We start from the raw sequence: 12,068 nt of genomic DNA, 5'->3' as shown, positions 1-12,068 counted from the left end.
CCGCTTTTGCGGCAGGCGTCAATATGCGCACCCATAGCCGCTGCTTTGAGGTTGTTTTTACTTTTCATCGGGCAAAAGTCAAACCCTGTATCCTAAATTCCTATATGCCCTTGGCCAACTGGATACGATACAAGTTCATAAACGTATTGGACATTCTCAATAACGAGTTTATAACACACGATAAAATTATTGGGAGTGTAAATGTCAATGAAGAAATCATTGATAAATTCCCAGTGAACTACGGAGATATTCTGTTTCAACGAAGTTCTGAGACACGAGAGGAAGTGGGAACCACAAGTGTATACTTAGATAAAGACAAAACTGCAACATTTGGAGGATTTGTAATTAGAGGTAAAAAAATTGGAGAATATGAACCTATTTTTTTGAATAAATCATTAAAAACTGATTTAGTAAGAAATCAAATAACATCAAAATCGGGAGGAAGTACAAGATATAATATTGGTCAAGAAATATTAGCTTCTGTAACTCTGCCCTTTCCATCGCTCAATGAGCAAACTAAAATTGCATCATTTCTATCCTTAATAGACTCTCGAATCCAAACCCAAAACAAAATAATTGAACAATTAGAAACCTTAATTAAAGGGCTAAGTGAAAAAATATATTCGCAGAAAATTAGGTTTATGAAATTCACAGAGAAATGGGAGGTGAAGAAGTTAGGCGAAATATCAACCATAACAACTGGTTCTTCTAATCGAGAAGATTCTATTCTAAATGGAGAATATACTTTTTTTGACAGGTCACAAGATATTAGAACAAGTAGTAGATTTTTGTTTGATAAAGAAGCAGTAATTGTTCCAGGAGAAGGGCAAGAATTTATCCCTAAATATTTTATAGGAAAATTTGATCTTCATCAACGAACATATGCGATTTTTGATTTCAGAGGAATAAATGGAAAATATTTATATTACCATTTACTTAATGATGATAAATATTTACAATCAAAAGCAGTTGGTTCTACTGTAAAGTCATTACGATTGCCAATGTTTCAATCTATGCCTATCAAATCTCCTTGTTTAGATGAGCAAACTACCATTGCTAATTTTCTTTCTGTTATTGAAACAAAAATTCAAACAGAAAAAAATACTTTAGATAAATTCCATTGTCAAAAACAATATCTGTTACAGAGCCTATTTATATAAACAAGTTCTGTAAAAGGTTCTTTTTTTGTATCTCATACTTTTTTAATAACGTCTTTTCAATATTTATTTTCTCATCAAGTGATGATAGTAATTTCTCAGTATTACCTTGTTCATCAAGTGATGGGCAAAAAATTAATGATTCTCCATAATCTTTGAAATAGATATGCGGAATCCCAGAGCCAATTTTGTATTTTTCAAAGTTGAAGAATTTTAAACAGAAAAAAATATACTTCAAATTAACATCTGGTTTTACAGTTAGATAGTTCAAAGTACCAATAACCGAAAACTTATCCGATGCGTATTGAACCTTTCCAACTCCAGAACCATCTTTTATTATTAAAATCGCATCTTCATTAATTTGAGATTTTTCCGTAAATGCAATAACACCTGTAGCTCCATAAACTGGGTAAATTCCATTTTTATCAATTACATCAGATTCTGTTAATGATGATGAACAGCAAGAAACACAATTATTTATTTTCTTATTTGGTACTTGATTTAGAATTAGTTTCTGACAAAGCCCTTTAATTAGGGATTTTATTTCCTATGTGATTACGCTTCGCTATCAACTATACGAACAAATTCTTAATCAAGAAAATGAATATGTTCAAGTTAAGGATACTTTAAACTATGAACAGCCAACTAAATATTTGGTTACAAATACGGATTATTCATCTGATATTTCGCTAATTCCAGTTCTAACTGCAAATAAAGCTTTTGTATTAGGATATACCGATGAAGAATTTGGTATTTATGACAAAGGTCAATGTATCATTTTCGATGATTTTACAATGGATATAAAGTTTGTTAATTTTCTATTCAAAGTAAAATCTTCAGCAATTAAAATACTGAAAGCGAAACCAAATGTTAACCTAAAATTTATATTTGAGTATTTGTCATTTTTAAATCTATCATCAAATGAGCACAAACGGCATTATATATCCGAAATTGAGCCTATGGAAATGCAATTACCAAATTATGTTCAACAAACGTATGTTGCAGATTTTCTATCAAGTATTGACGATAAAATAAAAACTGAATTTGAAATTCATACGCTATTACTTAAGCAGAAACAATACTTGTTAGCTAATTTATTTATATAAATAAGTTAGCTAACAAGTATCTCTTTTGTTCTTCAAATTTATGCAATAGTTGGCTTTCAATATCAATCTTTGAATCTATAGATGAAAGGTAATCAGCAATCTTTTTTTGCTCTTCAATACAAGGTAAATCAAATTTAATTCTCGCAAAATTGTCGTAGAAAAGATAATCTCTTACTCCTCCTTCAACATTTTTTAAAACTTCTCTATTAAAAAAATCTGTCTTTAGATATTGATATAGAAAGTTATCATTTACGATGTTATCCGTTTTAAAACAAACATACAATGAACTGATAATAATATTCTCTAAGTTTTCATTATAGCCAATAGATCCCACATTAATTCTTGCTGGATTATAGGCAAAGGTGTTCTTGTCAATTATTTTGTATAATTTAATATCGTAGCCTCTATCTTCACTATCAACTCCCTCGAATTGCTCACTTTGCGGAACGAATCCTAATTTGTTATTTATAGAATAAACAGGAAACTTTTCGTTATTTTTATTTCTCCTATTTATAAGAGTTGTAACCTCTCCCAACTTTTTAGTATACCAATCTATATAATTTTCATTGTTTCCATTTTTAAATCTCAATTGACGTAAGAATAATTTCTTACTAATCGTAATCTTTAATAATTTCAACTCCTCAATTATTTTGTTTTGGGTTGCAATCCTTTGATCTATTAGAGAAAAGAATGAGGCGATTTTTTGTTGTTCAGAAAGTGACGGGAAATTGAATTCTATTTTTGATAACTTCTCTTGATTTAAATTATCTTGAGCAACTCCTTGTGAAAGTTTTTGAATAAAAATTTTAAATTTATCAAATGAGTATTTAACGAACAAGACAGTCGTTTTGTCTTTGTACGGTATCAAACCAATTATACTATCAGGAAAACAAGCCTTAATTTTAAGAATTGCTGTTTCCGCAATATTAGCAGCAATAGTAATACATAAAGTATCCTCATTCCATAGTTTACTTTGCTTTAAACCTTGTTCAGAATACGTTTGATTATATTCAGTTAAATATAAATCTGCTTTTTTTATATCCCCTGTCTGTATAAATGGGTATTTTCCACCAAACAAGAAATCAGCATCTCTGGGGCGATGTTTTGATTTACCTCTTGCTATTTCCGCTACTTCTCCCAACTTTCTCAATTCCCACTTTCCTTCAAACCCCGGAAATCTCAAAGTGGGAACATTGACTAATTCATTTCCTTAAGGTTTTAAAATCTATAAATGCTTTCCTTTAAGATTTTTAATCTTAATTCAAATAAAATGAACAAAAAATTAATTTCAGAAATCGTGACCCTATGGAAAATCAACAAAAAGCAATACGTGAAAAAATCAAGCTTTTCAGCGTATTCGCTAGTGGTTGAAAATCATTTGCTGCCAATTTTTGGTAGCAAATATGCAATTGAAGAGGCGGATGTACAAAGCTTTGTTTTGCAGAAATTGGAAACAGGTTTAAGCCATAAAACGATTAAGGACATTCTTATTGTCTTAAAAATGATTCTAAAATTTGGAGCAAAGAATAAATGGATAGACTATACACCTTTCGACATACAGTTTCCTACTGAAAGAGAAAGACACATTATTGAAGTATTAAGCAAATCTGATCAGAAAAAAATAATGAGTTATATACAGGAGCATTTTACATTTCGGAATTTGGGCGTTTATATATGTTTAAGTGCAGGAATGCGTATTGGCGAAATATGTGCATTGACTTGGGAAGATATTGATACAGATAATGGAGTTATTAGTGTTAACAGAACCATCCAACGCATTTATGTGATAGAGGATGGAATTCGTGGGACGGAATTAATTTTAGACACCCCGAAAACAAAAAATTCTATTCGTGAAATACCAATAAGTAAGGATTTGTTAAGAATATTAAAGCCGTTTAAAAAAATAGTGAATTCATCATTTTTTGTGTTGACTAATGATGCGAAACCAACTGAACCTAGAACATATCGAAGCTACTATAAAAATCTAATGACATCCCTTAATATGCCCGAATTGAAGTTTCATGGATTAAGACACAGCTTTGCAACCCGATGTATAGAAAGTAATTGTGATTACAAAACGGTAAGTGTACTGTTAGGACATTCTAATATTAGCACCACTCTTAATCTGTATGTTCATCCTAATATGGAACAGAAGAAGAAAGCAATTGAACAGATGTTTAAAGCATTGAAATAAAGAGTTAGAAATCTCAAGTAGTAAAACAGCCCATCGAACAAAATTTCGGAGGGCTGTTACTAGGTTATATTAATAAGCTATAAAATGATTTTAAGCACCCAGAACCATTAATTTTCAACAAATAAAATGTACAAAATTTATCGATGCCAATACAAGACTATCAAACGATCATGTTGCCTTTACTACAATTTGTAGCAGACAGAAAAGAGTATGTTTTTAAAGACGTAGTTGCTGCATTGGGGCAGCAATTTAAATTAACAGAAGAAGAGTTGAGTGAAATTCTGCCCAGCGGCGGTTCATTGTTATTTCCTAATCGTGCAGGCTGGGCCAGAACATACCTAAAGAAAGCAAGGTTGCTCGATTCCCCGAAAAGAGGTGTTGTCATTATTACTCATAGGGTGTATATTCCGTTGATGCTGGTTCTTAGTCAAATTTGGTGCTAAGAAGGAGCCAGCACCAGACGTTTCTCCAGAAGCCGGAGTGAACAGCGTCCATACATTTGCCGTTTTATTGTTTTTAATTTATTGACATTGCCTTCTACAGGCCCGTTTACTCCATTTATAATCAAATGCGTTTTTTATTGCATTAAAATCCGACGTTAGACTTTTCGCAAAGCCGGCTATTTCTTTCACGTTGCTTCGTACCGCCGCCTTCATCCATTTGCTCAATTTATTGCCATTTTTTCATCAAGCATTATCTGGAGAAATTCCATAACCAAGCGATAGGATTTTTGTATTTGCGAAGATCTCTCACAAAGACTTTTTAACAAGTCGGATTCTATTGGCTGAAGACGTTCTCGTTTTTTAAAGAACAGAATAGAGGTTTTTGAAGGCCTCCAGAATATGTCCATTTTAGGAAGGTTATGTGATGTATCTTTCTTGACTGACTTTTTTCGTAATCCCATTTTAACTATGTTCTCAGCTAATACGCTGTAGCATCCGGAGTACCCTTTACTTTGAAGTTCCTTATGCAAAACTCTGACTGTAATATTAGGTTGCTCTATTAGTCTTTGCTCAATGTAAGGACGCATTTGGTTAAAACTTGATGAGTATGATTTTAACGGCAATTGATCATATTGACGATATTTACGAATGGTAACCCTACACATTTTCAGCCTTCTACTTATTTCTCTAACAGGAACCCCTTGACTCAACATCTCCTTTACCTGTTGGAAGTTTCGTTGTAGTACTCCTATGGTGGGAGTCTTCGGGACTATATTCTTTTTCTGTTCCATAGTAGCCCAGTCCTGTCGAACCTTTCCGAGTACCATGTGCTCTCGATCAAGTATTTTGCGTATGGAGAAATGAAGATTCTGTAGCAAATGCCAGCGATCTGTCACTTGTATTGCCCGAGGAGCACCCTCAGATATTCCCTTTTGAAATTTACTGTATCGATCCCTGGAAACAATCCGGATATGAGGTTGGGTCTTAAGCCAATTTCGTAATGTAGCGGTCTCTCTGTCAGGGAGTAAACCTATTGGCTTATTGGTTGTAAGGTCAACCAGAATACTCCCGTACAGGCGACGTTTTGTATAGGCCCAATCATCAACTCCGATTGCCTTAGTCCGAGGTGGGGCTGGTAGAGGCGTTTTATAGATCAGGCGCAGCAGCGTAGTATCACTTGCCGCTATCGACATGAGTGAGCATAGCCTTTCCGCTGGGCGCCCTCCCATCTGCAATGCAAGGTTTTGTAAAAGAACAGTTAGCCGACTCGTTCGACGCTGATAAGGCTGAATTTCAGCCTTAAACCGCTCCGTAAAAATCCTGGCTTCGCAATTTTTATTGCAACACTTAAATTTCCTAGCCCGTAATAGAATCCGGCAGGAGCCTCCGAAGGCAGGCAGGTCAGCTAGTTTTCGACAGTAGTAACTGCGTATTTTACGAGAAGCTTTACCACATTTGGGACAAAGGCATTGTGATGCCTTGCTTTTGACCCGAATTGCGATTGAATCATAATGCCTGTCTATCGAAATTACCTCCAACCGATCCGCTGAATTAAAAATCAGTTGTGTTAAGTTCATCTCCGTTCTTTTAATAAGAACGGACCGCCCCCGGAAGATATTTTAAATCATGCACCAAATTTGACTAAGAACCAGCATCACAGGAATTTACACCTGAACCGGCTTGTGTATAATATCAAGTAATGTCGCCACTGTTATCAAGCTTTATTTACCCCTCCCGGCATATTTCGTAGACCATCATTCCGATGTTTTTACAGTTTATCAAAGGCTGCCATTTTTGCATGTGCGGTACTTTCTCATGCGATACAGGCCCATTTTTTCTCATGGCGTTTTGGGCCAATTTTTCTGAAACCATACAGGTCCAACCTGGATATTGAATTTAGGTTTTGGTTATTGGATTAAAAAAATCCGCGAAAGCTATTTTCCGATCCTTACAATTACGAACATCATTTATTTATATATTGATAATATGTATAATATGAATTTTTTTTATTGCTGTTTAAGGTGCCGAGTTTTGAGCATATGCCAGCCTCCCACCAGGCTCATACTGAGGCCTGGAGATGGGAAGGAATTGATTTTATAGAGCGGGCCGCGGTGGTAGGCCCTTATACTGTCCGTTGTATTGAACGGATACTGAAAAGCATACAAATAGAACAACATACCTATCGATCCTGTCAGGGGCTTCTTTGTCTTGGTTAATCTTGATCTTTGCTTAGTAAGCAATAAATAATTCAAATGGCTTTCAGTGTCAATTAAAAAGCAGTTGCGTTTTCAATACAGGTTATAGTTTTTATTATTTCAGAGTCAACTTCCGATAAATTTATTTCTCTGGCGACGCCAAATTTACTTAAAGAAGCTTTGTAAGTTTCGGCTGCCCATAAAAATAACTTTGAAAGAAGTTCCTTCCCTGAGCATAAACTCGTCTTTTCCTTATTCCATCTTTCATTAACATATTTTCTTGCTTGTTGATTGGCCGTTTTTAAGTCTTTAGAAGTATCTCTATTTCTTATTTCTGTAGCAAAAGAGTCAATAACATCATCTTTTAATTCTTCACAAAAATTGTCTATAGCATTCGCTACCGCAACTTCATCGACTTCAGCTGACTTTCTCTTTGCTTTAATTAACCGAAAGATTGCCGCTGGCACTAATAAATAGTTTTCAATTTCCTTTTTGTTCCAAATATGCAAGTTTATTTCATTTTCCTTGGCATCTGAAAGTCTTTTTAGTTTCTCGTCCTCAGTGTGATAATCGGAGTCAAAAATGCAATAGGTTTTAAGTGACATTTTATTTTCTTTAAAAACCTTGTTTGATCCAATTACTCTTTGCCAACCGCCCCAACCTTCAACAAATATTTTTGGTAAAATATCGAGTTGCTCAAAAGTATTCGCAAAAATCTTTCCTTGAAAAATAGAAAGCAGCTTAATATCGTCTTTATCACCCTCGACAATTAAAAATTTATTATAAGAGAATAATCTTGCTATCTCTATGTTATGAACGCTGCCAATTTCATTGACAACTTTCTGAACTATCGGCGCTTTGTTAGCATACTCTTGTCGAGGCTTCATGTTATTTATAGGTAGAATATTTTCAGGTTCAACTTCAGACATTATTTCTATTGAATGTGTCGCAACAATAATTTGCTTGTGATGGCTTTTAACTAACTTTATTAACCGTCTTTGTAAATCTGCATGCATATATACATCAGGCTCGTCAAGAATTACCGTAGAGGAGGGTAATGAACGAGAAAGAAACCACATTGTCTGTAGCCACATTTGTAGTCCATGGCCCATCATTCCGATTTCTCCTTCAAAGCGATTATCTCTTACGAATAGAAATAGATCTCCTTGCGTTCTTATGTTTTGACTTTCACTATGAATTAGGAGACCTTGCCATGTTATTTCCGATAATTCCTTGAATTTGCTAAACTCGCTACGATAATAGTGTAGTTGGTTCCTAAAGTTCCTAGAACTTAAGTAGGTAGCTAAATTTTTTTGAACGGTTTCGTACTTTATTATCGGCTCTTCCTTCAATAGAGGAGAAATTTGTGGGAGAATATTTATATCCTGAAGTTTCAAACTTGCGGCAAATTTCTTTGATTCAATATTTATTTGATGGCCATTGTGTATGGTGGCAAAGACATCTAACTCATCATTAATGAAGATGTTTATTGTCGTCCCATTTTCGAACGTTGCAATTATTTTAGCAGGCCCTTCGCGGTACATAAATATTATTCCCGCAACATTAATGTCAAGATTTTGTAATGATGGACTAATTCCTAAAAGGTCGTCACTAAGTCTTAACCAAGCTGGTCGTTTGGTATAATTAATATTCTTGCATCGGTTTACGACTAAAGAGAGAATTCGTAGTGCTTCAATAAGTGTAGATTTCCCTGCGTTGTTTTTACCAACAATTATTGTTAGGTCTTTGAAATTTATTTCCGTCTTCTCAAAGCATCTATAGTTTTCAAGAATTAGTTTTTTTAACATTCGTACACAAATTGGAAGTGTTGTCAATTGATTAAGTCACAAACACTATTAAAAAACATTGTTGTCCGGATAAATCCGGGGTTAAATTTGCCGTGACCCTTACTGGGTAAATGTTACAGCTTAAAAATTCCTTGTTCCAGATTCAGGGGGAGTACCCCCAGCTTCTTCATGTTGCAAAAGCAAAAGAGGTATTATGCATTTTCCTCCATGCTTTTTATGTGTTATTAATAAACTCAAACAGGTCGACATAGCTCATTAAATGAAGCCTGATCACAGTAATCATAATCGCAAAAGATTTCTTTGTAGCCGCCTTCTTTCTAATAACTACCATTAATAATTGACCGATCAGTACGCAATACACCTGTATTTTAATAGCATTGACGTTATTAGCCCAGAAGTACCGCAAGGGAAAGTTCTGCTTGATTTGTTTGAATAGCAGCTCGGTCCTCCAGCGACTCTTATAAATGGAAGCTATCTGTGTAGGCGGTAACGCAAAATTATTAGTGATAAACACATAAACTTTCCTTCATCTGTTTTAAAAGTAATACGCCGGAGCTTTAACCGATTCGTCTCCACCCCATTTTTCCTAACACCCACCATAATATATTGTTCTTTTAATAACCCTTCACATTTTTCTTTTTCGTCTTATCTACCAGCACTTTAGTTACATGATACACTGCAGTTTCCTTCATTGTCCTAGCCCCTTAAAAGCCTGGACAAAAATTGAAAATCTATTTAGTCACAGTAAATTTAAGGATTATGGCAAAAACAAGATGACATTTCGCAGCTGAGGAGAAGTACAGCATCTTGCAGGAAGCCGAACGAGAGGGTACGACCGCGACGGCTCGAAAGTATAATTTGGCGCATTCAGTAATAAGCTATTGGAAAAAGAAGTATCTGTCCAGAGGAAAAGATGGATTAAAAGCTGGTTACAAGAGAATAGATCCGCAGGTTCGCGCCCTGGAAGAGGAAAATGCCCGGCTTAAAAAGATTGTTGCCAATCAGGCTCTTGAACTGGAGTTTAAGACCGAGCTTTTAAAAAAAAGTGATGCCTATTATCTGAAACAAGGCAAATGATAGCTCAGTACAAAAGCAAGGCAGGTATAGAAGATCTCTGCAAATGGTCGGGGGTGGCCAAAAGTAGTCTGTATTACCTTTCACATCCGGGTCCCAGGGGGCGGAGGCCCAGCACGCACACCCAGGTTGGTCACTCAGGACTTGTGGAAAATGGCCTGGTGACTGATCAGATACGTTCAGATTCTTTCTATGGATTACTGCGTATACGGTTACCGGAAGATGACAGAAGAACCTCGGGATTTAGAATACCATATCAACCCCAAGAAAGTGTATCGGCTAATGAAAGAGAGCCACTTGCTGAGCGGTAAACGTATAAAGGTTCAGGGCAAGCGTAAATGGGTGGAGCATCGCCGTATTGACGCCAGGCATGCCATGAAGTACTTGTGTCTGGATATCAAATACATTTTCAGGGTGAAAGCCGCTGGTCTTACCAGTTAGCGATCATGGATGTGTTCAGCCGCAGGATCCTGTGCTGGATCTTTCAGCGGAGCGTTCGCCAAACAGATGTAATCGCACTGATGCGGTGGCTGGATCTCCGCTTTGGCCTCAAAGGAGTGATCATCCGTAATGACAATGGATCGAAGTTCATCGTCCATAAGGTACGCGAAGCATTGCAATTACTGGAAGCCAGGCAGGAGTTCACTCACGTGGCCACACCGGAAAAAAACGCATACATTGAAGCCTTTCATTCCATTGAGCAAAGTGAGCTGATTGACCGGCACAGTTTCTCAGGGCTTCTACAATGCCAAACAACATATCGAAAAGTACATGGATTGGTACAACTGTAGAAGAAAACATGGTGCAATAGGCTTTATGACACCCATGCAGAAATGGGCACAAGGATTATCCCGGAAAGCTGTTAAGGCACTCATGAAGCAAGGGGCGACGGGCTTGTCAAGGCCGGACTGCGTGAGCCTGAGCGCGGCGTCCGCTTTGTATAGCCTTGACAAGACTGGAGAACCTTCTTATCTTTGCCCGGAAGGTGACCGGGGTAACGGAGAATTAGTAGCAAACCATTTTGAAAAATCAGTCCAGTTTATTGGGGGTTAAGACACCGCTATTGAACCAGACCGATTCGTTAACGGAATTACCGATCGGAGCAATTTGGGCACAGTAAACTGCGCCCAAATTTTGTTTTTGGATTTCACACAGACTGAATACATATCTGGTTACCATGTGCCATCGGTATGTACTTGCGGTTTTGTTCCTGACCCATTATCGTAAACCAAAGGGTAAATTGTACCACCAACAGAGATCTCAATCGCCGGATTCGCTGGATTTACAGTAACATTCGCACCATTTGGCGTAGGAACACTGGGCTGATCTGAAAGCTGCTTGAAACTAGCGGCATTTATCTGGGCATATAATCCCGAATTTGCATACTTTTCACTGGTAGCAAATGCAAACGCTGTAACGGCCATTAGGCAAACCAAGGTAAGTGAGAATAACAATCTCCTTGGATGCTCTCCATGTATTGAAAAAGCCAGTGCTATATAATTCCAAGATGTTTAGTTTTTCACAAGTTCATCCTTTTATTTTTTAAGTTGCCTTTCTAGAATCTGGTTATACTTTTCTAAGATTTCATAGTATTTGGCTTTCCAATAGGCTATCTGTTTTTGAGCCTCATTCAGAGTTGCCGGCTCCTCATTAGATAGCATTGCCTTAATTCTCTTAACATCTGGCAATTCACTGGAAAAATCATAGTTTAATGCTTCTCCATACTTCAATAAAATTTCAGCAGAAAGATTCTTATCTTCAATGTGATTGTAATAGCTTGTTGTACTTTTGTATCCTGTTTTTTTAATCAAAATAGTTTTATTCATACCCGATGCGTCAACTATTTTTTTCAATAGTTCACCTCTATGAAGATTTCCTTTTGCCATTTTTCAAAGGTCAAATCGAGTAAATGCATAAAAATGTACGATTATGTACATATTTGGTCGTTATTAAATAGGTTTTTGTATATTTGTTGTGCGGTATTTCTTAAAGTTGTTTTTTGACACCTTGAGATTTACTTTTGCGAATTAGGCTGTAAAAAAATATTAAAGCAATTCGCTTGGAGTCTCGCTCTGAAAAACTGGTAATTTT

Annotated in this window: 12 protein-coding genes and 1 pseudogene; 7 read left to right on the top strand and 6 right to left on the bottom strand. The window is 36.1% G+C overall.

Features of this window, described 5'->3' with window-relative positions; translation table 11 throughout:
• A partial coding sequence (locus tag ACYVI9_RS17380) for a restriction endonuclease subunit S (protein ID WP_460767172.1) occupies positions 1–1,160 on the top strand: 1,160 nt, incomplete at its 5' end.
• Here the strand turns inward: ACYVI9_RS17380 and ACYVI9_RS17375 are convergent.
• On the bottom strand, positions 1,153–1,587 hold the full coding sequence (locus ACYVI9_RS17375; RefSeq protein WP_460767178.1) for a restriction endonuclease subunit S: 435 nt from the start codon (positions 1,585–1,587) through the stop codon (positions 1,153–1,155). The two genes, ACYVI9_RS17380 and ACYVI9_RS17375, sit on opposite strands and share 8 nt — an antisense overlap.
• Before the next feature lie 121 nt (positions 1,588–1,708).
• Between ACYVI9_RS17375 and ACYVI9_RS17370 the strand changes: the two genes are divergently transcribed.
• Complete coding sequence (locus ACYVI9_RS17370) at positions 1,709–2,263, top strand: restriction endonuclease subunit S domain-containing protein (RefSeq protein ID WP_460767170.1); 555 nt, start codon at positions 1,709–1,711, stop codon at positions 2,261–2,263.
• Here the strand turns inward: ACYVI9_RS17370 and ACYVI9_RS17365 are convergent.
• A complete protein-coding gene (locus ACYVI9_RS17365) occupies positions 2,256–3,413 on the bottom strand; it encodes a restriction endonuclease subunit S (protein WP_460767175.1) in 1,158 nt (385 codons plus the stop codon). The genes ACYVI9_RS17370 and ACYVI9_RS17365 overlap by 8 nt on opposite strands.
• A gap of 120 nt (positions 3,414–3,533) precedes the next feature.
• Here ACYVI9_RS17365 and ACYVI9_RS17360 point away from each other — a divergent pair, with 120 nt between their 5' ends.
• Both ACYVI9_RS17360 and ACYVI9_RS17355 read left to right on the top strand, forming a co-directional pair.
• Positions 3,534–4,457, top strand: a complete 924-nt coding sequence (locus ACYVI9_RS17360; protein WP_460767167.1) for a tyrosine-type recombinase/integrase — start codon at positions 3,534–3,536, stop codon at positions 4,455–4,457.
• 143 nt (positions 4,458–4,600) lie between these two features.
• A complete protein-coding gene (locus tag ACYVI9_RS17355) occupies positions 4,601–4,900 on the top strand; it encodes a winged helix-turn-helix domain-containing protein (RefSeq protein WP_460767164.1) in 300 nt (99 codons plus the stop codon).
• Positions 4,901–5,121: 221 nt separating this feature from the next.
• Here ACYVI9_RS17355 and ACYVI9_RS17350 read toward each other — a convergent pair whose 3' ends face one another.
• The 3 genes from ACYVI9_RS17350 to ACYVI9_RS17340 form a co-directional block, all read right to left on the bottom strand.
• Complete coding sequence (locus tag ACYVI9_RS17350) at positions 5,122–6,477, bottom strand: ISL3 family transposase (protein ID WP_460767161.1); 1,356 nt, start codon at positions 6,475–6,477, stop codon at positions 5,122–5,124.
• 692 nt (positions 6,478–7,169) lie between these two features.
• Positions 7,170–8,903, bottom strand: coding sequence for an ATP-dependent nuclease (locus ACYVI9_RS17345; protein WP_460767158.1), 1,734 nt, complete (start codon positions 8,901–8,903; stop codon positions 7,170–7,172).
• Between the two features lie 214 nt (positions 8,904–9,117).
• Positions 9,118–9,417: a transposase gene (locus ACYVI9_RS17340; RefSeq protein ID WP_460767155.1), complete on the bottom strand. Its 300-nt coding sequence runs from the start codon at positions 9,415–9,417 to the stop codon at positions 9,118–9,120.
• A gap of 278 nt (positions 9,418–9,695) precedes the next feature.
• Between ACYVI9_RS17340 and ACYVI9_RS17335 the strand changes: the two are divergent.
• The 3 genes and pseudogenes from ACYVI9_RS17335 to ACYVI9_RS17325 all read left to right on the top strand — a co-directional run.
• Positions 9,696–9,980 (top strand): annotated as a pseudogene (locus tag ACYVI9_RS17335) (transposase); the annotation flags it as partial.
• A 189-nt stretch (positions 9,981–10,169) separates the two neighbouring features.
• Complete coding sequence (locus tag ACYVI9_RS17330) at positions 10,170–10,418, top strand: IS3 family transposase (protein WP_460767153.1); 249 nt, start codon at positions 10,170–10,172, stop codon at positions 10,416–10,418.
• A gap of 5 nt (positions 10,419–10,423) precedes the next feature.
• The gene (locus tag ACYVI9_RS17325; protein WP_460767150.1) at positions 10,424–10,768 is read left to right on the top strand and encodes a hypothetical protein; all 345 of its coding nucleotides are present in this window, start codon (positions 10,424–10,426) and stop codon (positions 10,766–10,768) included.
• Positions 10,769–11,512: 744 nt separating this feature from the next.
• Here the strand turns inward: ACYVI9_RS17325 and ACYVI9_RS17320 are convergent.
• A complete protein-coding gene (locus tag ACYVI9_RS17320) occupies positions 11,513–11,863 on the bottom strand; it encodes a hypothetical protein (RefSeq protein WP_460767148.1) in 351 nt (116 codons plus the stop codon).
• Positions 11,864–12,068 lie beyond the last annotated feature (205 nt).

It is taken from the genome of Niabella terrae, assembly GCF_054783135.1.
Note: the sequence above shows the minus strand (reverse complement) of the source record. Positions and strands in the feature narration are given on the sequence as shown.